Origin of the sequence: Paenibacillus sp. ALJ109b, assembly GCF_010747435.1 — a bacterium.
GTDB classification, from domain to species: Bacteria; Bacillota; Bacilli; order Paenibacillales; family Paenibacillaceae; genus Paenibacillus; species Paenibacillus taichungensis.
This window is the reverse complement of the sequence record NZ_JAAIFP010000001.1, coordinates 1-20,633: the sequence shown is the minus strand read 5'-3', so window position 1 is coordinate 20,633 and position 20,633 is coordinate 1. Positions and strand designations below refer to the sequence as shown.

The 20,633-nt window shown below is 46.4% G+C and carries 16 protein-coding genes; 15 read left to right on the top strand and 1 reads right to left on the bottom strand.

What is annotated here, in order from left to right; translation table 11 throughout:
- The first annotated feature begins 55 nt into the window (after positions 1–55).
- From G3352_RS00080 to G3352_RS00015, 14 genes are all read left to right on the top strand, one after another.
- Positions 56–1,417, top strand: a complete 1,362-nt coding sequence (locus tag G3352_RS00080; RefSeq protein WP_345940697.1) for an LLM class flavin-dependent oxidoreductase — start codon at positions 56–58, stop codon at positions 1,415–1,417.
- A 17-nt stretch (positions 1,418–1,434) separates the two neighbouring features.
- Positions 1,435–3,105 (top strand): urocanate hydratase, encoded by a 1,671-nt coding sequence (locus tag G3352_RS00075; protein ID WP_345940704.1) that lies wholly within the window; start codon positions 1,435–1,437, stop codon positions 3,103–3,105.
- A gap of 44 nt (positions 3,106–3,149) precedes the next feature.
- Positions 3,150–4,256 carry a DUF917 domain-containing protein gene (locus G3352_RS00070; RefSeq protein WP_163752924.1) on the top strand — a complete coding sequence of 369 codons (1,107 nt, stop codon included), beginning with the start codon at positions 3,150–3,152 and terminating at the stop codon, positions 4,254–4,256.
- Positions 4,249–5,793, top strand: a complete 1,545-nt coding sequence (locus G3352_RS00065) for an HAL/PAL/TAL family ammonia-lyase (protein WP_163752923.1) — start codon at positions 4,249–4,251, stop codon at positions 5,791–5,793. Before G3352_RS00070 ends, G3352_RS00065 begins: the two co-directional genes overlap by 8 nt.
- A gap of 35 nt (positions 5,794–5,828) precedes the next feature.
- The gene (locus G3352_RS00060; protein ID WP_163752922.1) at positions 5,829–6,650 is read left to right on the top strand and encodes a DUF427 domain-containing protein; all 822 of its coding nucleotides are present in this window, start codon (positions 5,829–5,831) and stop codon (positions 6,648–6,650) included.
- 6 nt (positions 6,651–6,656) lie between these two features.
- Complete coding sequence (locus G3352_RS00055) at positions 6,657–7,496, top strand: DUF427 domain-containing protein (RefSeq protein WP_163752921.1); 840 nt, start codon at positions 6,657–6,659, stop codon at positions 7,494–7,496.
- Between the two features lie 137 nt (positions 7,497–7,633).
- Positions 7,634–7,756, top strand: a complete 123-nt coding sequence (locus G3352_RS00050) for a sporulation protein YjcZ (RefSeq protein ID WP_079697598.1) — start codon at positions 7,634–7,636, stop codon at positions 7,754–7,756.
- A 158-nt stretch (positions 7,757–7,914) separates the two neighbouring features.
- Positions 7,915–9,627 carry a sensor histidine kinase gene (locus G3352_RS00045; RefSeq protein ID WP_163752920.1) on the top strand — a complete coding sequence of 571 codons (1,713 nt, stop codon included), beginning with the start codon at positions 7,915–7,917 and terminating at the stop codon, positions 9,625–9,627.
- Entirely contained in the window at positions 9,624–11,030 is a 1,407-nt protein-coding gene (locus G3352_RS00040; protein ID WP_163752919.1) for a response regulator transcription factor, read from the top strand. The genes G3352_RS00045 and G3352_RS00040 overlap by 4 nt, the downstream gene beginning before the upstream one ends.
- A 1-nt stretch (position 11,031) precedes the next feature.
- On the top strand, positions 11,032–12,738 hold the full coding sequence (locus G3352_RS00035) for an extracellular solute-binding protein (RefSeq protein WP_345940696.1): 1,707 nt from the start codon (positions 11,032–11,034) through the stop codon (positions 12,736–12,738).
- 333 nt (positions 12,739–13,071) lie between these two features.
- The gene (locus G3352_RS00030) at positions 13,072–14,808 is read left to right on the top strand and encodes an extracellular solute-binding protein (RefSeq protein WP_163752918.1); all 1,737 of its coding nucleotides are present in this window, start codon (positions 13,072–13,074) and stop codon (positions 14,806–14,808) included.
- Positions 14,809–14,869: 61 nt separating this feature from the next.
- Entirely contained in the window at positions 14,870–15,784 is a 915-nt protein-coding gene (locus tag G3352_RS00025; protein WP_163752917.1) for an ABC transporter permease, read from the top strand.
- Between the two features lie 13 nt (positions 15,785–15,797).
- Positions 15,798–16,691 carry a carbohydrate ABC transporter permease gene (locus G3352_RS00020; RefSeq protein WP_113054902.1) on the top strand — a complete coding sequence of 298 codons (894 nt, stop codon included), beginning with the start codon at positions 15,798–15,800 and terminating at the stop codon, positions 16,689–16,691.
- A gap of 59 nt (positions 16,692–16,750) precedes the next feature.
- The gene (locus tag G3352_RS00015) at positions 16,751–18,373 is read left to right on the top strand and encodes a glycoside hydrolase family 13 protein (RefSeq protein ID WP_163752916.1); all 1,623 of its coding nucleotides are present in this window, start codon (positions 16,751–16,753) and stop codon (positions 18,371–18,373) included.
- A 29-nt stretch (positions 18,374–18,402) separates the two neighbouring features.
- Here G3352_RS00015 and G3352_RS00010 read toward each other — a convergent pair whose 3' ends face one another.
- Positions 18,403–19,296: a LysR family transcriptional regulator gene (locus tag G3352_RS00010; protein WP_163752915.1), complete on the bottom strand. Its 894-nt coding sequence runs from the start codon at positions 19,294–19,296 to the stop codon at positions 18,403–18,405.
- A 182-nt stretch (positions 19,297–19,478) separates the two neighbouring features.
- Here G3352_RS00010 and G3352_RS00005 point away from each other — a divergent pair, with 182 nt between their 5' ends.
- Positions 19,479–20,534 carry a YeiH family protein gene (locus G3352_RS00005; RefSeq protein WP_163752914.1) on the top strand — a complete coding sequence of 352 codons (1,056 nt, stop codon included), beginning with the start codon at positions 19,479–19,481 and terminating at the stop codon, positions 20,532–20,534.
- The last annotated feature ends 99 nt before the right edge of the window (positions 20,535–20,633 follow it).

The window sequence follows — 20,633 nt, the reverse complement described above, 5'->3', positions numbered from 1 at the left end:
GATTAACGGTAATTACGTTGTCTAACAACGAGTTAATAAGAGAGGGTGATGCATTGTGAGTAATGATAATCGTCAGCTTGCGCTGGGGGCAATGATGTTTTTTCCGGCGGGTGAGCATATTTCAAGTTGGAGACATCCTGGGTCTGAAGCAGAGGGACTCCTTGATTTCAATTATTACAAAAGAATTGCGCAGACGGCGGAGCGTGGAAGATTTGACATGTTCTTCTACGCCGATGAACTGTATGTCTGGGACCGATTCGAATCGGGTATTAGCCATGCAAATAGCATTCGGCCGGAGCCGTTCACACTACTTTCCGCACTGGCGGCGGTAACGTCCCATATTGGTTTGGCGGCGACCATCTCGACGACTTATAACGATCCGTATCATATTGCGCGGAAGCTGGCGACGCTGGATCATTTCAGTGGCGGGCGAGCCGCGTGGAATATTGTGACGTCTCAAACGGACGAAGAGGCGCGGAACTTCGGTAAGGAACGCCATCTGCAGCATGAGCTGCGATATGAACGTGCGAAAGAATTTGTAGAGGCAACGCAAGGACTTTGGGATAGTTGGGAAGAGGATGCACTGCTGTTCGACAAGGAAAGTGGGTACTTTGCAGACAAGAACAAGCTGCACAATCTGGATTACGAAGGTACTCATTTTAAAGTAAAAGGACCCCTTAATATCTCCCGTCCACCACAAGGGTATCCAGTTTTGATCCAAGCCGGAGCTTCGGAAGCCGGTAAAGAGGTAGCCGCGGCAACGGCCGAAATTGTATTTGCCCCTGGTGGCACATTCTCAGAAGGGAAAGCACTGTATGAAGACATCAAGGGAAGGCTTGCCAAATATGACCGTTCTCCCGATGAGATCAAGATATTGCCTGCCTTGATGCCCATTATTGGGGCTACTGCGGAAGAGGCAGCGGAGCAGCTTGCTATTGTCGAGAATCTTACTCCAGATCGACTGGCTTTGGACTTGCTATCACATTACATCGGGGTGGACGTTTCCGGCTATCCGCTGGATGAACCGCTGCCTTTTCTACCTGAAGAAGAAGGCTTTAACCAGAGTAAAAGTGGTTTACAACGTATCCGACGTATCCTCAAGGAAGAAGATTTGACGCTGATTCAGCTTGCCAAACGGATTGTAAGCAAACGGGCTTTTGCCGGAACTCCCGAGCAGATTGCTGATCATATTGAGGAGTGGTTCAGCAATGGTGCGGCAGATGGATTCAATATTGCCTTTACTCACCTGCCTGGTGCTCTGGATGATTTTGTAGCAGAGGTAGTGCCCATTCTTCAGCGCAGAGGTTTGTTGCGCCTAGAATATGAAGGCACTACACTGAGGGACCATTTTGGACTCAGCAAGCCAGAGAACCGCTATTCACAAGAAAAGATTACTTTAGGAACGGCAGAAAGATAAGAAAGCGAGGAGTGACTGTGAAAAGGATTGTTGCTGAACGAGGTGGCGTGCTGCGGTGCAAAGGCTGGCGTCAGGAAGCGTTGCTGCGCATGCTGGAGAACGTGCTCGAGAACGGCGAGAACCAGAAGGAGCTGATCGTCTATGCCTCCCTTGGAAAGGCAGCCCGTAACTGGCCTTCCTATCTGGCAATTGTTGATACCCTAAAACAATTGGAGGAAGACGAAACACTGGTCATTCAGTCAGGCAAACCGATTGGTGTATTCAGAACCCATCGGCAAGCACCACTTGTCGTAATGGCTAACTGCAATCTGGTCGGCCGATGGGCAACCAGCGAGAATTTCTATGAGTTGCAAGATAAAGGTCTGATCATTTGGGGCGGCCTTACTGCGGCTGCTTGGCAATACATCGGATCACAGGGTGTCATACAGGGAACCTATGAAATCTTCCAAAGTATCGCAAGGCTGCACTTCGGTGGCGATTTGCGAGGACGTTTCATTCTAACAGCTGGCTTGGGAGGTATGGGGGGCGCGCAGCCTTTAGCAGGTTATATGGCTAATGCGGCAATCCTTTGTGTAGAAGTTGCGGAGGAGAGAATAGACAAACGAATCGCTTCTGGTTATTTACAGCGAAAGACAGATAGCCTGGATGAAGCATTGCTATGGATTAATGAAGCTGTAAGCAGCGGCACAAGCCTGTCCGTTGGATTGCTCGGTAATGCTGCGGATGTCTATCCAGAACTGCTTCGGAGAGGTGTCCAGCCGGATATTGTGACTGACCAAACATCTGCACATGATTTGTTATACGGATATATTCCAAGCGGATACTCACCTGCTTCCGCTGGTGTGGCAAGACGAGAGCATCCGACGGAGCTTCAAGCCGCTGCCGGAGCTTCAATTGCGAATGAAGTAAAAGCGATGTTGGAATTCAAACAACGGGGCGCGGTCGTTTTTGACAATGGTAACAATATCCGTTCACAAGCAGTGCAATATGGAGTTACGAATGCTTTTGAGATCGATATATTTACGGAAGCTTTTCTTCGTCCTCTTTTTGCGCGGGCTATCGGTCCTTTCCGCTGGATCGCTCTTAGCGGAGAGGCAGAGGATATACGAATCATTGACGATTATATCCTGAAAGAATTTAGTGATAATGACATCGTGTCTAATTGGATCAAACTCGCGAATACGTATGTGCCGTTTGAGGGATTGCCGGCCCGTATAGGCTGGTTTGGGCATAAAGACCGCAGCAAGCTGGCACTCGCGGTTAACCAATTGGTACGAGAAGGGAAACTTGCAGGACCAGTCGCCTTCTCCCGGGATCATCTGGATGCAGCTGCTATGGCTCATCCCAACATTATGACCGAACGGATGAAAGACGGAAGCGATGCGATCTCCGACTGGCCGTTGTTGAATGCCATGCTCAATTGTTCTTCCATGGCTGATCTGGTGGCGATTCATTCCGGCGGAGGGGGCTATTCCGGTTATATGACAAGTGCTGGAGTCACCATTGTAGCCGACGGATCAGAGGCAAGTGATGCCCGTCTTCGTACAGCGCTTGACAATGATACTGGTCTTGGCGTACTCCGCTATGCGGATGCCGGTTACGAGCAATCGTTGGCCGAAGTTCAAACCAAGGGGATTGCCCGAATTGATACCCATCAATATGAAACCATTTCATCCACTGTGAAATAACATCGGGAAATGCTACAACGAAATTTCAACCAGGAGGAGATTTTATGCGGGAATTAACAAGAGATGATGTAAATGCTGCTGTCAAAGGCGGCTCTGTATTTGCCAGCGGTGGCGGAGGCTGGGTGGATCATGGACTGGAGATTGGACACGCGGCACTGAGTATCGGACGACCGAAGCTCCTGTCGGTAGATGAACTGCCAGATGACGCCATTATATTGACATGTACCGCAATCGGGGCACCTGCCGGACGAGACTGGCAAATGCTTGGAAAGGACTACATTAAGGCTGTTCAGCTAATCATTGAAAACTATGATGGCAAAATAGCCGGGGTCATGACTCCGCAGAATGGCATGTCCAGCACCATTAACGGTTGGCTGCCGGCAGCAGCCCTGGGTCTTGCTGTTATTGATGCCACTGGAGATATCCGCGCACATCCAACTGGCAAGATGGGCTCACTTGGCCTCGCGTCTTCTATTGATTACGAGACGATACAAGCAGTGGCTGGCGGCAAACCAGAGATTGGCAGCTACATGGAACTTGTGGTTAAGGGAACTCCGGCACGGACCTCCAATATACTGCGTACTGCTTCGGACATGGCGGGTGGGTTTATTGCTGCCGCGCGGCACCCGCTCCCGATCAAACATATTAAGAAGCATGCTGCGATCGGTGGCATCTCGATAGCGATTGAGTTGGGTCGTGTCATTCAGAAGGCAGAGCCGGATGGACCGGAAGCGGTGCTAGAGGCCGTGGTACACAAGACCAATGGAAGAATCCTCGGCAGAGGGACGGTGACAACAAAAAATGTTCATTATTCAGGTGCTTTCGATGTGGGTACGATCGAAGTATCCATCCCCAACCGTAGGCTTACACTTCATGTAATGAATGAATATATGGCCGTCGAGGACAATGAAGGTACACGCCTGACCACCTTCCCGGACGTAATTACTACGTTTGATCTGAAGAATGGTCTGCCTGTGAGTGTGGGAGATGTTGAAGAGGGGATGGAAATAGCGGTCTTCGCCATTGATAAATCCAAGGTGCCACTGAGCTCCAGTGTAAAGGACCCCAGCGTATATCCCGAGGTGGAAGAAATGCTGGGCATCGATTTACAGAGTTATGCTTTTGACAAGGAGAAAACAATCTATGCTTGAGGAGAGCATTCTCTCGCTCAGTTCTAACCAAATTGTATTGGACGGAACCCGCCTGACCATTGAGGATGTGGAGAGTGTAGCTCGTTCGCGGAGATCCGTGGTGATTGCCGATGAAGCCTGGGAACGACTAGTTACGGCACGAAGAGTAATTTATGAACTAGCTGCAGAAGGCGTTCCTGTCTATGGACTGAATCGTGGTGTAGGCTGGAATAAGGACAAGGTTATCGGAGATGATTATTTTGAAGACTATAACCGGAATTTGTTGTTATCTCACAGTGCTGGGGTGAAGCCGGAGGCAACAGAAGATGTCGTTCGTGCGGTGATGCTTGCCCGGCTCAATAGCTTACTTGCTGGAGCTACCGGCGCTCAGCCCGATATTGCCAAACGTTACGCAGATTTTCTCAATATGGGTATTCACCCGGTTCTCCCGCTTCGCGGATCTGTGGGTGCGGCGGATATTACCTCGATATCGCATATCGGTCTGGCCATGATTGGTAAAGGTGAAGTGCACATGACAGGCAATCGTATACCAGCGAGCGATGCGTTAATGGCAATGGGTTTAGAACCCCTGCGCCTTGGTCCCAAGGACGGTCTGGCTATCGTCAGTTCCAATGCTCTCTCAGCCGGAAACGGAGCACTGGCACTCTTCGACATAGAAGAGTTACTGGATACTGCAGACTCTGTATACGCGCTGTCTTTGGAAGCGATCCGGGGTAATATTAGTCCGTTGGATGAAGCGGTTCATTTCAAACGTCCTTTTCCAGGACAGTTAAAGAGCCTGTCTATGGTCCGGCGAAGTCTGCGTGGTAGCGGACTCTGGAATGGTTTTAATCCTGATTCGCTGCAAGACCCGCTGAGCTTCCGTGACGCTTGCCAGATTCATGGTGCGGCAAGAGATGCTTATGCCTATGCGCGCCAGCAGCTTGAAGTTCATCTTAATAGTTCGGACGATAACCCCTGTGTGCTGACGGAAGAGCGTAGAATCTTATCCTGCGCCAATTATGATCCCATAACATGGACACTAGGCTTCGAGATGCTTGGAAGTGCGCTGCATCATGTATCTAAAAGTTCATGCTATCGCATGATCAAGCTGGGTGACCCGGACTTTACAGGGTTAAGCCGCTTCTTGACTGCTGATTCGAGCCGCTCCGTCGGCTTCTGCACGGTTCAGAAAACAGCAACCTCACTGGATGCAGAAATTCGTCATCTGAGTAATCCCGTTTCATCTGACTATTTCTCACTGGCGGGAGACATGGAGGATCATGCTGCCAATTCTCCTTACGTTGTAAGCAAGGTAAGAGAGATTGTTGATCGTGTTACTTATATTTTGGCGATTGAAGCGCTTCATGCTGCTCAAGCTATTGATCTGCGTATGGATATGACTCTAGGTGAGGGGACAAGAGCAGGTTATGAACTGTTGCGTTCCGAGGTTCCTTTTTTGTCAGAAGACCGTAATCAAACCATAGATATAGAGCGTGCCTACCTTCTGCTTAAGGAAGGGAAATGGCTGAAAGCAGTTCGTGGGAAGATGAATTAATTCTCTCAATAATGATGGGTAGAGGAGGAAGTACAATGGCACATGTTGATCCCCAGTGGTCTTTACGGGACCATTCCCAAGAGGGCTGGCAAATTCGTGCGGAGGTCAGTCCAAAGTGGATTCGCGTAAAATTTGACGGGCAGTTTATCGCAGACAGCAAGGAAGTTCTCGTTGTTACCGAAACAGGCAGACTGCCCGTTTATTATTTTCCGAAGAAAGATGTGAACCTTGACATATTCAAACCTTCAGAAAAGCAGGTGAATGATCCGTATAAAGGAAATCAATTGTTTTGGCATATTACCAGCGGTGGACGTACGGTAGAGAATGCGGTATGGAGCTATTCGGGTGCGCAACAAGAAGTGATATATTTGCAAGATCATTATTCTTTTTCATGGAACAAAGTAGATGCCTGGTATGAGGAAGAGGAAGAAATATTTGTTCATGCACGGGACCCGTATTCCAGGGTGGATGCAATTCCGGCCTCACGTCATGTTCAAATCGAATTAGATGGAGTAATTGTTGCTGATAGCAAGCGACCTGTGATTCTCTATGAGACAGGGCTGACCCCGCGTTATTATCTTCATCAGGAGGATGTGCGTCTGGATTTGTTGAAGCCCGTTGATTTAACCACACGTTGTCCTTATAAAGGAGTAGCCAGCTATTGGACGGCTTCAGTTAATGGAAGAGAATACAATGATCTTGTTTGGAGCTATAAGAGCCCATTACCGGAAGTTCGTGAAGTTGAAGGACTGTTATGCTTTTACCATGAGTCTGTGGATGCGCTCTATGTGGATGGGGTAAAGTGGTCCCTATCTGCTGATGATCGCCTTCCTTACCGCAATATAGAAAGGGGATAATGTGAAATGGTAAATCATCTGAATTCATCTATTGCCTGTTCTCTGCGTCAGGAAGATAAACTAATGTTGAAGGCAGATCTAAACCCGCGCCGGGTTCACGTCACGTTTGCAGGTGAAATTATTGCGGACAGCGCACGTGTGATTACACTTCATGAGCGCGGCAAGTTACCGGTTTATTATTTTCCACTAGAAGATGTGATGCAGCAATTTCTGGTGAAGACCGAGTTGCAGACCCACTGCCCTATTAAAGGGGATGCTTCTTACTGGACCATTCAAGTTGGTGAGCGTATTTCTGAAAATGCAGTCTGGGGTTATGAGAATCCACTTAAGGATATCGAGTCGATCAAAGGTTTTGTGGCTTTCTATTGGAATAAGGTGGACGCTTGGTATGAAGAAGAAGAGCAGATCTTCGTTCACCCGCGTGACCCATACAAGCGAGTTGATGCGATCCATAGTTCCCGGTATGTTCAGATCGTTCTAGATGGCATCAAGCTTGCAGATAGCCGCCGCCCGGTGATCGTATTTGAAACGGGAGTTCCCGTTCGCTATTATCTTCCGATGGAAGACGTGGATCAGAATGTGCTTACCGCAAATGACAAGCAGACCTCCTGCCCTTATAAAGGGGATGCATCCTACTGGACGGTTGTCCTCAATGGACAGACCTATGAGAATATCGTGTGGAGCTATCTAAATCCAATCCCTGAAATCCCAAAGATTGCTGGATTGATGTCGTTTTATAACGAGCAAGTCGATGTCTATGTGGATGGTGAGTTACAACCTAAACCTAAATGGTACTATTCTGCACTTGAATTCTTTAATGAAACTGAAATAAGTGTCATAAGATAATGATGAGTATAATGATGGGGCTTCTGTCTGCTACATTAGCGGATAGAGCCCTTTTTTTTGATGATTGCCTCAAAAGCCTTGTCAATACACAAAGAGTTGAATACCTTATGACATAACACAAAAGAGGAGGAGATTACATGAGTGAAGTAGGATATGGAAATGTTGGAGGTCTTGGTGGATACGGTGGTTTCACATCCATCGGCGCAATCCTTGTTCTGTTCATCTTGTTGGTCATCATCTCTAAAGCTTTCCTGGTTTAATTCCTTTACCATAATAACAACTCTGCTGGCATTACGCTGGCAGAGTCTTTTTGTCATGATCACAATTTGAAAGCGTTTGACATATTGAATTATCAATCTATAATTATGGAGTTATGCATTCAACATAGAATGGATGAAGTTAAGGAGAATAGGTTGGAATGACACTTAAAAAAAGAATCTTTTTGCTGTTTTTTCTCAGTGCGTTTATTCCCTTCATTAGTATAGTTGCGATTTCCTATTACACCATTGATTCCATTTTTGCGAACAAGATCGATGATGGCATTCGGAGCAATTTACAGCAGGTGACTTCTTCACTGGAGAATTCGATCACCAACCTGAATCATGTTACTCAGCAATTATCTTACAGTGGTACATTAGGCAAAAAGTTGGATGAGGTGTTAAAGCCGTCCTCCAATATATTTGAATTGATTGAAACTCGGGATGAACTAAAGAGCGAATTAAATGTCGTAACTTTTACTAACCCGAATATCGGTTTGACATTGTATTATTTTCAGAAGGATGGCTCCACACAGTTTGGAAACTTTCCTATAAAGGATCGTTTTGCACCCGAATCTTTGCCTGTGCTCTCCCAAGCATATGGGATTACCTACTATGGTCCTCATGTCAGTATGAACCGGTTTGATGATCAGCTCGTCTTATCCGCCATGCGGAAGGTAAAATTACCCCAGAGGGACGATGTTTATATTTACGTTGAATCCGGTTTTCACCTTGCACAGGATATATTGGGTTACAATCAGTACAAAGGAGATTTATCCCACTTGATCCTCGATGGAGAGGGAAATATTGTGTATAGTGAGATTCCGGAAGCGATGAGAGTCGGGGAGAATTTCTCCAGCTTATCGAATGGTTCAGCATCCGATGGAATAGCTCGCGATTATCATTGGTTCAGACAGGGCTCTACTCAGAACTGGAGCGTTGTGTCGGTGATCTCGCAGGCTAAGTATCAACAGGAGAAAAACCAGTGGTTGCTTCAAATATTACTGGTCGCTTTATTTTTCCTGGGCTTTACGGTATTTCTGGCTTGGCTGCTGTGGAAGATGGTTTATAAACCTCTCGGTCTGTTCCATTCGGAGATCAACGGCATGTCTCAAAATCCACAAACGGCAGGCAGTCAGACTCGCACGCAAATTCCTGAATTTGATTTTCTGTTAGGTGAATTCTCGAATATGCAGCATCAAATCGGTGACCTCTTTAAAGAGGTGCAGCAGAAAGAGAAAATTCGTGCAGACCTTGAAGTAGAGAAGCTGCTGTACCAGATCAATCCTCATTTTTTGATGAATACGCTGGATACGGTCCACTGGCTGGCGGTAATGAATGGACAAGGGGAGATTGACAAGCTGGTGCAGTCCCTGAATAAGCTGTTGTATTACAATTTGGGTAAATTAGGACAGGTTTCCACAATGGAAGAGGAAATTGACGCGCTTAGACAGTACTTGATCCTGCAGCAAATCCGCTATGATTTTGAATTTGATGTGCGTATTTCGGCTGATGAACAAGTGCTTCAAATACCTGTACCTCGTTTTATTCTACAGCCACTGGTTGAAAACTCACTTTACCATGGACTGAGCGACGAAGGTTTTATTCAAATTGAAGTAACACGCAAAGAAACGCTGAACATTATGATTCAGGATAATGGAGCTGGCATGACGGAGGAAGCGATTGAAAGACTTCTGAACAATCGTGTAGCAGATCATCAAAAAGTAGGGATGGGCATCGGGCTCAATTATGTTCACCGCATGTTACAAGCACAATACGGGGATCAAGCTCAACTGGTGATTGAGAGTGAACTGGGAACTGGCACAAGCATATTGCTTATACTTCCGATCAAAGGAGAAGATATCTCGGCATGATTAAGGTATTGATTGTGGATGATGATAAATTGGTACGAAAAGGAATAAGCTCCGCAATGCCGTGGAACGATTTCGGCATGGAGGTTGTTGGAGAAGCAAGTAACGGGGCTAAGGCGCTGGATTTTCTGGAATCCAACTCGGTGGATCTGATGCTAACGGATCTTGCGATGCCCGTGATGTCAGGCATTGAACTGATGCGCGCTGCAAGGCAGCTATACCCGGAACTTCATATTGTCGTGCTTACTCTTCATCAGGATTTTGATTATATCCAGGAAGCGCTTCGGCTGGGAGCGATCGACTATATAGCCAAAGTTCAGCTTGAGAAGGAACAATTCGAACATGTACTGAATCGAATACATACCCGGATTGGTGAGCTCACGAATACAAGACGAAAGTTGCCGCAGCTAGGTGAAATCAACGTCCATTATCGTAAAGTGTATGCACTTGTTTCACTGGACCGAAAATCTGGCCAGATCTGGCCCATTGGATTCGAATCCGGTTCAGACGAGGTCCAATTTGAAGTAGAACGGAACAGCTGGATGTGGGCGGTACCTCAGGGTGGAGAGGATCAGCTATTTGATAGATTGAAGGGATATTTGGATCAAGTTCCTCAAGGGGCGCTACTGGTGTTGTCTGAAGTACAGGAACGGACATGGTCGCAAATTCAAAACTGGATTATAAACTATACAGAAACGTCCTTATTTTATGCGTATGAACCCCAAGATCCGGTTATTGCCGTTTCCATGAATGAAGAAGATACAGCTCCAACAGAACCTCGGGATGAGGACATGGATCGTATTAAGCGAAGTTGGTTTCTATCTCCGTGGACGCATAACGATAATTATTATAATCAGCTTGTTGAAGAGTTTAAATCTCTAAGGCTGCAAAAAGGGCAGCTGATGGGATTACTGTACTCCCTGGTCATGGAGTGGAACCATCTTTTCGCACAGACTACACTGGGCAGAATCTCAATGATCCATTCTTTTCAATCCTGGTACGAAGTGGAACAGTGGATCAAGCAGACCTCTGAGAGTATTCGAAAAGCGGATGAACAGGTTTCTTATTCTCAGGAAATGATAGATGGAGTGAAAAAAGCCGTGATGATTATGCAGAATGATTTGGATCAGGCATTTACAGCTTCAGGGCTGTCCCAGCAACTCAACATTAGCCGCAGCTATTTCAGCCAATGCTTCAAGGACATCATGGGAAAAACCTTTAATGATTATTCCCGATATATACGAATGGAGAAGTCTAAAGAGTATTTATTGAACACAAACAACACGATTTTCTGGATTGCAGAGCGGGTGGGTTATACGGATGAGAAATATTTCAGCCGAATCTTTCGCGAACTGACAGGCGTGCTGCCTAGTGAATATCGGCAGTTAGGCAGAGCGGACAAATAGTGTGCGCTCCACACAACCGACTGACAATCCGGTGAAAGAAGGGAAAGCAATGATCAAGAAGATGGCTGTGTGTGTTGTTGTCGTCAGCTTGATTGCAGGTATCGTATTTTTCAGTATTTCATACTTTAGGGAATCGCCAATTGGTCCAACGACAACCGCTCCTGACACAGCTGCCACCGAGCCATTCGGTAAATATGAACATCCCGTTTCCATCCGGTTGGGATATGTGGTTGACCCCACAGGTACGGATCTCTCCGAAGGAGAGACATTAGAAAAGAATATGTGGAAAACGGTGATTAAGCAAAACCTCAACATTGACGTCGAGGTCATGTGGCAGGTATCCAAGGAGAATTTTGGACAGAAAATCGATCTGGCTATTGCCAGCAATGATTTGCCTGATGCGATGATCGTTAATCAAGTTCAGTTGAATGAGATGGTCAAAGCGGGAGAAATTGAAGATCTGACCAAGGCATATGCAAGCAGCGCTTCACCTGAGATGAAAAAAATTATCGACAGCTCCAATGGATTGGCTCTGGAACAAGTGACCTTTGAAGGGAAAATGATGGCTGTTCCGTCTGTAACGGCGGAGGACTTCAGTATGCTCTGGATCAGGCAGGACTGGCTGGATCGTATTGGATTAAAACCACCGAAAACAGTGGACGAATTGGAAGCTATCGCGAAGGCCTTTGTGGAGCAGGACCTGGATGGGAACGGAAAACGGGATACGATCGGGCTCGCCTCAAGCACAAGTCTGTTTAACGATTTCAACAACAGCGCTTTTGCTTTTGATCTAACGCCAATCTTCGCAGCTTATGGAGCTTTCCCCGGATATTGGCTCGAAAAAGATGGAAAACCTGTATACGGTTCGATTCTACCAGAGACAAGGAACGCCTTGGTCAGACTTCGTGATATGTATGCCAAAGGTCTCCTTGATCCAGATCTGGGTATTCGCAAAGAACCTGAGGAAACCGTCATTAGCGGGCAGGCGGGGATGTTCTTTCAAGGTTTCTTTGCAGGCTACTGGCCGCTCCCAAGCGCTTGGCTGAATGATCCCAAGGCGAACTGGCAGGCTTACGCGCTCCCACTGGATGCAAACGGAGCATTTCGTGTGAAGGTGGATAATCCCTCAAGTTCTTTCCTGGTGGTTCGCAAAGGGTATGCTCATCCCGAAGCGATTATCAAGATAAACAATCTGTACCTCCGTGATGAGTTCAAGTATGGTACGAGTTTTATGCTCAGCCGCAATTTCTTTGCTCCAGCAGATGAAGCACGATTTGAATCCAAAGCTGTGCAGGAGATTCTGGCCGGAACCAAAACCCCTGCCGATTTTAAGGACAAGTCCGAATATAAGCTGCTGGAAAATACAGTTTCGACGATAAAACAAACCAAGCTAAAGCCTTATGATCAACTTGGCATTTCGTATTGGGATCAGCACAACGAGAACTTTATGCGTGGTTATTCACTGCTCGTGGGTGGAAGAAACTTCTTTGATCCGAATATCCATAAAGTTCGAAGCCTTACCTATAAACGAACGCCTGCGGTGGAGAGATTGTGGAGCAAACTGTCCAAGCTGGAACATGATACGTTTTTGAAGATTATTTTAGGCGCTGCACCGATCGATTCATTCGATCAATTTGTACAAGAGTGGAAAGAACAGGGAGGCGACCAAGTGACTTCTGAAGTGACCGCTTCACAAAATCAACGCTGAAATGCTAACATATCTGCGTGAATCCCCGCGTTTTTTACTTAATTCGATCATTCATCGCCGGTAGACTCCTGTTTAAGGAGTTTGCCGGTTTTTCTTTGTGCCACACTAGCTGTGGTACCCTAACTTATTAACGAGGATAGACAAATGTAAGTTAGTAGGTGAGATAAATGTTCACAACCTCCATGTTGCTCGTTGATCCGAGTGAAAACTGTATACATTTCTCTATCCAAACTAGCGTTTAATCCCTATCTCGATTAAGCTTCTCCAAGTTTTATAATGAAAGCGCAAACAACATGATAGAGAAATAATCAGAACGAAGGGGAGTTGAATTTGATGAGAAATAATTGGTCAATAAAAAGCAAACTGTTGACGAAACGACTGGCTGTGCTGTCTATGTCCGCATTGATGGTTTCTGTCCTTGCAGCCTGTGGGGGATCCTCGAATCCACCGACTGCTGAAGATGCAGGCCAATATGAGGTAACACCTGGAGATCCGTTCAGTGCTTATAAAGACGAAGTGACGGTAACGATGGGGCGTGTTACGACGGCGAACCCGAAATTGCCGGCTGGAGATACATATGAGAACAATGCGTATACCCGTCTGGTTAAAGAATCGTTTAACGCACAAATTAAGGACCAATTTGAGGCTAATGGTGAAGATTACAGTCGTCAGGTCTCTCTTGCAATCGCTTCCGGGGAGTTGCCCGATATGATGCGTGTCGATTCCAAGGATGAACTTAAAGAACTGGTTGATAATGATCTGATTGAAGATCTGACGGAAGTATACAAACAATATGCCACCGATAATATCAAGCAAATTTACGACTCCTACGATGGTCGTGCACTGGACAATGCCACGATTGATGGCCGACTGATGGGCCTTCCAGCGACCTCTCTGGACTCCGCACCAACTATGGTTTGGGTTCGTCAGGATTGGTTGGATGTGCTGGGAATCAAACTCGATGCTGACGGAGACGGTGCCATCAAGCTGGAAGATGTAGAGAAAACAGCAGAAGAGTTCCTGAAAAAAGATCCTGGGCAAACTGGGAAACCAGTGGGCATTCCTTTTGTGAACACCCTGAATACGACGGACTATAACGGTTCTGCCTATACCATGCTGGGTGTTGCTTCAACCGAAGGCGCGTATCCTCAATATTGGATGAAGGGTGAAGACGGCAGCATCATTTATGGTTCGACTACAGAGGAAACCAAGAAGATGTTGGGTGTTATGGCCGACTGGTTCAAGAGAGGTATCATTGACCCGCAATTTGGAACCCGTACATTTGACGATATCACTGCACTGTACACCAATGGTCAGAGCGGAATTGCTTTTGGACCGTGGCACATTCCAGACTGGGGACTGAGCAGTGTGAAACAGATGGATAAACATGCAAAATTCACGGCTTATACGTTGGAGGATGCAGACGGTAAGGTAAACGTGGCACATGCCAATCCATCCGGTCAGTTTATCGTTGTGAGAAAAGGTTATGAACACCCGGAACTCGCGATTAAAATTATTAATCTGTTCTACGATAAATTGGCAAATGACAAAGATGTCGCAACTACCATGCCAGAGGCAGCTAAGTATTTGGAAAGCGGCGTAGACGGTTCAACCAGACCTTTTAATATTGAAGTCAACTCGGCAACATCCCTGTTGGATGATTACTCCGACGTTGTTCGTGGAATTAAAGGCGAGATCGGTTTGGATCAGGTTCGTACAACGGAATCGAAGAACAATATTGGCAGTATCCAAACGTACTTGAAAGACCAGGATACGGATGATGTAACAGCTTGGTCGAAATATCACTCACGTATGAACGGAGTGGGGCTGATCGATAAGTTGACCCAAGAAGGCAAATTTAACTGGATGACGCCAGCGTTCTCTGGAACTACACCAAGCATGAAACAGACGTGGGCTAACCTGACCAAAATGGAACAGGAATCTTTCATCAAAATCATAACGGGTGCAGAACCGCTGGATTACTTCGAAACATTCGTCACCAATTGGAAGAAACAAGGCGGCGATCAAGTGATCCAGGAGATCGAAGCTGAGACCACATCCCAAAAATAATTAAGCTAACACTGCTGACAGGCTGCGCTAAGCAGCCTTTCTTCAGGAAAGGGGTTCATCCATGAATCAGGGAAAATATAAAGCAAGAAACCGCTTGGGCACAGGTGCCATGTATCATATGATGATGCTGCCAGGCATTTTATTTTTGTTGGTATTCAGCTACATTCCAATGGTTGGTGTCATTACGGCGTTTCAGGATTACGTACCAGCCAAAGGTATGTTTGGCTCCGAGTTTGTTGGGCTCAAACATTTTATTTATATGTTCAAGCTGCCGGACATCGGCCAAGTGATCAGTAATACTTTGGTGATTGCCATCGCCAAGATTCTACTTGGCACCCTGATGGCCATCATTTTTTCCATTTTATTAAACGAAATCCGCTTTAAATTTGTTAAAAAATCCGTGCAGACCATTGTATATCTGCCTCACTTTTTGTCTTGGGTCGTTCTGGCCTCCGTGGTTGTTAACATGTTCAGCCTGGATGGAAGTGTAAATCAGATTTTAGCCTTTTTCGGCTTGGAAAATATTAATTATCTCGGAAGCAACACCTGGTTCCAGCCGCTGATTATCGGGACGGACGTATGGAAGGAATTCGGTTATAGCTCCATCGTTTATTTGGCTGCAATTACCTCGATTGATCCCGGCCTCTATGAAGCGTCAGGGATAGATGGAGCGAGCTGGTGGAGAAAAGTATGGCATATTACATTACCGGGTATGCTCCCTATTATCCTGCTAATGGGGGTTATGAGTCTGACCAATATTTTGAGCGCAGGCTTCGATCAAATCTACAATCTGTATAACCCGGTTGTCTATGAGTCGGGCGATATTCTGGATACCTATGTATACCGGATTGGTCTCGTTGGCAGACAGTATAGTTTTGGTACAGCTGTTGGGTTGTTCAAGTCAGTGATCGGTATTGTTCTATTATTGTCCGCCAATGAATTGGCCAAAAAATACACCGACAGAAAAATATTCTAAGGAGGCGAAACTTGTGTCTTATTCCGCAAGCCTGAAAGACCGAATGGGCCGGTTTGTCATCTACGCCATCGTTATATTGCTGGCTTTGATCTGCCTCCTTCCATTATGGAATATCGTTGCGATTTCATTCAGCAGCAGTGAGGCCGTATCGGCCAATGCCGTAGGTCTGTTACCCGTTAAGTTTACAACAGCCGCTTATTCGAAAATTATTGATGATGCGCAGTTCTGGCGATCCTTTGGCATTTCCGTTCTACGTGTGGCTCTATCTCTAGTGCTCAACATGATTCTTATTGTTTTGATGGCTTACCCGCTGTCCAAATCGAAAAGGGAGTTTAAGGGCAGAAATATATATATGAATATCATGATTTTTGCCATGTTATTCAGTGGGGGCATGATCCCTAGTTATCTGTTGATCAAAAACCTGGATATGCTCAATACGATTTGGTCGCTTGTACTGCCAGGTGCTGTTCCGATATTCAGTGTCATCCTTGTGATGAACTTCTTCGCCGCAGTGCCGAAAGCGCTTGAAGAAGCGGCATTCATCGACGGGGCAAATGCATTGCAGGTCCTGTTCAAAGTGTATGTGCCCGTGTCTATTCCTGCGCTGGCGACCGTATCCCTGTTCAGTATCGTGGGCACGTGGAATGATTTCTTCAGTGGATTGATCTATATGACCAAAGTTAGCAATTATCCGCTAATGACCTATATTCAGTCTCTTAACGTGAATATCGCGGAGCTTCTTCAATCCGGCACGAACTCTGCTCAGCTCAGCAATCTAACTGAGATTTCGAACAAAAATCTAAATGCAGCCAAAATCGTAGTGGCTGTCATTCCGCTGCTGCTGATCTACCCGCTGCTGCAAAAATACTTTGTAACCGGAATTGTTGTGGGGTCGGTAAAAGAATAATAGTGAATGAAACGGGAATTGGATGAGCAGAATCTGGTTCAAGAGAAAGGTGGTGCGTTATGGGAAATAAAAATTGGTGGAAAGAAATTGTTGTATATCAAATTTATCCCCGCAGCTTTCAAGATAGCAATGGTGATGGAGTCGGGGATCTGAAAGGTATATTATCCCGACTCGATTATTTGAAGGATCTTGGCATCGGTGCGATATGGCTGTCACCAGTGTGCAAATCGCCGCAAGATGACAACGGGTATGACATTTCGGATTACCAGGATATCGATCCGATGTTTGGTTCGCTTGAAGATATGGAATTGCTGATTCAGGAGGCAGGCAAGCGGGACATCCGAATTATCATGGATCTGGTGCTTAACCACTCATCCGACGAGCACCCCTGGTTTAAGGAAGCTCGGAAAAGTAAGGATAATCCATACCACGATTATTATGTGTGGAGAGATGGTATGGAAGGAACACCGCCGAACGATTTAGGTTCAACGTTTGGTGGATCAGCCTGGGAATGGGTTCCCGAGCTGGGACAGTATTATTTGCATCTTTTCTCTGTTAAACAACCGGATCTTAACTGGGAGAACCCCAAGGTACGGCAGGAGATATACGATATGATTCAATGGTGGATGGATAAAGGCGTAGGCGGGTTCCGTCTTGATGTTATCGATCTGATTGGCAAGCAGCCTGACCTCAAAGTTACAGGCAATGGGCCAAATTTGCACCAATATATGCGTGAACTCAGTAAAGAGACATTCCAAAAGGGTGATCTGCTAACCGTCGGAGAAACCTGGGGAGCAACGCCCGAAAGTGCCAAGCTTTATAGCAACCCGGACGGCAGTGAACTATCCATGGTCTTCCAATTTGAACATATTAGTCTGGATGAGCAGGAGGGGAAAGGCAAGTGGGATCTCCAGCCGCTGGATCTGCTTCAATTAAAGAAAGTGTTGTCCAAATGGCAGACCGAGCTGAAGGGAGAAGCCTGGAACAGCTTGTTCTGGAACAACCATGACCTTCCGCGGATCGTGTCCCGTTGGGGAAATGACGGGGAATATCGTGTACAGTCTGCCAAAATGCTGGCTACTCTTCTTCATGGCATGCAAGGTACGCCATATGTGTATCAGGGTGAAGAGTTAGGCATGACGAATGTACGTTATCCTATTGTAGAATACCGTGATATTGAGTTGCTGAATCTGTATAAGGAACGGGTCGAGAATGGGTATCCTGAGGAAGAAGTGATGGAATCCATTTATGCAAAAGGCCGTGATAACGCACGTACGCCGATGCAATGGGATGCTTCCGAAAATGCTGGTTTTACGGAAGGCAAACCATGGATTTTGGTAAATCCGAATTACACGGAGATTAATGCGGAAGAATCTATACATGATCCGGATTCCATTTACCATTACTATAAAACACTGATTCAGCTGCGAAAAGAGCATGAAGTGATCATCTATGGGGATTATGAACTGTTGTATCCGGAAGACACCAACCTCTTCGCTTACACACGAACACTTGGTGATACCAAATTGCTAGTCCTGTGCAACTTCTATGGCAAAGTTGTTCCATTCCAGCTTGCAAGCGAATTTGCAGGGGATAAAAGTTTATTAATTAGTAACTATTCGGACGTTGTTTCAGAGAACACACTTCGTCCTTATGAAGCAAGAATGTATCTGCTTGTGTAGTTCAAAAGAGGGTTAATGGCGAATAGCCATCAACCCTCTTTTTTGACGAAAAGAAGCTTTTGCAAGAAAACATCAAGCGCCATGGAATGTGAATGCTCGATGAGACGAATGATGGAGAAGCTGCGTTCAAGATGCAACTGTCTAATTCGCAATTCTTCAACTTCCCCGGTTGCCAGTTCCTTATGAACAATCCATCTGGATACCATTGCAATTCCGAGTCCCGCAGCAACAGCTTCCTTCACACCCTGACTGCTAGTGAAGACATAAGACCGCTTAGGGCGGATCGTAGTCTCTTCCATAAAATGATCGCTAAACGCGCGTGTTCCCGAACCCAACTCACGAAGAACCCAGACCTGATCCTGAAGCATATTCTGCTCTACCACGACGGAACCGGAGAGGGGGTGACCGGAAGGAGCTACTACGATCATCTCATCCTTCATGTAAGGGATAACGTCAAGGTCTGCCGAGGCTTGCGCTTCACCCTCCACAAATCCGATATCCAGCTGATTTCCCCTAACCGCAGACAGAATCTCCTGGGTATTGCCAATCGTAACCTGAATGTTGACCTGCGGATACTGTGATGCGAATTCTGCCAGCTTCTTAGGCAAAATATATTCACCGATGGTGAAGCTTGCCCCGATCTGAATGCTTCCGGTCACTTCATCCCGCAGCATCTGAATCTCCTGCCGCGCTTCATCGTAGCGGGCCTGAATGACTTTGGCATGTCTATAGAGGATTGCGCCCGCTTCAGTCAGGGACACTTGCTTTGGAGAACGATGCAGTAGCTTGGCTCCCAGCTCATTCTCCAAATTTTTGATATGCAGGCTCACCCCCGGTTGGGACAGGTTCAGCAGTTCTGCAGCCTTGGAGAAATGGCTTTGTTCTACAACGGTAACGAAGACTTTTAAGGCATCAGTTATCATTAGAATTCCTCATTTGAATAGTGTGTTTTTATAGTTATAAGCCTATTGAGCTCATTTTAGCATAAGATATCTAATCAATCATAATTTTTTATAATGATTAGGATCGCAGATTCATATTTCACTTCCTTCCTGTCTGCTTCTATAGTGAGGATATACTTTATCCCATAAGGAAGTGTGGAGCTATGATTTTACAGACACAATTGAGATTCGTTAAAAACATAAAAGTAGTTAGGAACAGGGGATTTCTGCAGGGGATCGGACTGACTTTATTACTCTCGTTTATCGCCAAGCTGCTGGGTTATCTGCCGCTCTTAAATATCATGGGTCAACTCGTTATTGCAATTCTGCTTGGCATCTTGTACCGGGCGGTGCGTGGCGTTCCGCTGACCGCGCAATCAGGGATATCTTTTTCGGGAAAACGATTGCTGCGGTTCGGCATCATCCTGCTGGGTTTGAAGCTGAACCTTATGGATATTGTCCATGCAGGATACAAAGTCGTTGCGCTAGCGGCAATCAATGTTGTTGTCACGATTTTTGTTGTCTACGGACTGAGCAAGTGGTTAAAGATCGACAAACGAATAGGGCTGCTGACTGCTTGTGGTACAGCCATCTGCGGTGCAGCGGCAGTGGTTGCGATTGCGCCACAGATCAAGGCCAAAGATGAAGAAACGGCAGTAGGTGCGGCCACAGTAGCGATACTCGGCACAATTTTCACTTTAGCCTATACATTGCTATACCCGGTGTTGGGTTTAAGTGCGAATGGATATGGCCTATTCACAGGGGCCACACTGCATGAAGTGGCACACGTCATCGCTGGGGCTGCACCTGGAGGGCAAGTGGCACTGGATATGGCAGTCATCGTGAAGCTAACCCGGGTCGCCATGCTGGTACCCATTGCGCTGATCATTGGCTTGTGGAGTGGACGACAGGCGCGTGGGGGAGAGCAAAAATCATCTAAAGGAATCCGGTGGCGTGAATTGCCAGTACCCTGGTTCATTTTCGGATTCCTGGCTATGAGTGGTTTAAACACGCTGGGTATTATTCCGCAAGAGTTGATCTCGGGACTTCTGGTTCTCTCCTATATGCTGCTCGCGATGGCCATGGCTGGATTGGGGTTGGGTGTGGATATTGCAACCTTCCGTCGTCTGGGCAAGAAACCTTTTTTGGCAGGATTGCTGGGCTCTATTGTGTTGTCCATTCTAGGCTTCATGCTCGTTTGTAGCTTTGGCCTGAACTAGGTCGTGTGTGTCCAAAATTAGGTACTCCACTGCATGAATTTAATAAAAAGCACGCATTGACCCTAAGTGGATGGGACTGACCCCATAACGTGAGACAAA

Coding starts and splice junctions, on each gene's coding strand:
- G3352_RS00070 (WP_163752924.1), top strand. CDS start 3,150: ATGCGGGAATTAACAAGAGATGATGTAAATGCTGCTGTCAAAGGCGGC.
- G3352_RS00065 (WP_163752923.1), top strand. CDS start 4,249: ATGCTTGAGGAGAGCATTCTCTCGCTCAGTTCTAACCAAATTGTATTG.
- G3352_RS00060 (WP_163752922.1), top strand. CDS start 5,829: ATGGCACATGTTGATCCCCAGTGGTCTTTACGGGACCATTCCCAAGAG.
- G3352_RS00055 (WP_163752921.1), top strand. CDS start 6,657: ATGGTAAATCATCTGAATTCATCTATTGCCTGTTCTCTGCGTCAGGAA.
- G3352_RS00050 (WP_079697598.1), top strand. CDS start 7,634: ATGAGTGAAGTAGGATATGGAAATGTTGGAGGTCTTGGTGGATACGGT.
- G3352_RS00045 (WP_163752920.1), top strand. CDS start 7,915: ATGACACTTAAAAAAAGAATCTTTTTGCTGTTTTTTCTCAGTGCGTTT.
- G3352_RS00040 (WP_163752919.1), top strand. CDS start 9,624: ATGATTAAGGTATTGATTGTGGATGATGATAAATTGGTACGAAAAGGA.
- G3352_RS00030 (WP_163752918.1), top strand. CDS start 13,072: ATGAGAAATAATTGGTCAATAAAAAGCAAACTGTTGACGAAACGACTG.
- G3352_RS00025 (WP_163752917.1), top strand. CDS start 14,870: ATGAATCAGGGAAAATATAAAGCAAGAAACCGCTTGGGCACAGGTGCC.
- G3352_RS00015 (WP_163752916.1), top strand. CDS start 16,751: ATGGGAAATAAAAATTGGTGGAAAGAAATTGTTGTATATCAAATTTAT.
- G3352_RS00010 (WP_163752915.1), bottom strand. CDS start 19,296: ATGATAACTGATGCCTTAAAAGTCTTCGTTACCGTTGTAGAACAAAGC.
- G3352_RS00005 (WP_163752914.1), top strand. CDS start 19,479: ATGATTTTACAGACACAATTGAGATTCGTTAAAAACATAAAAGTAGTT.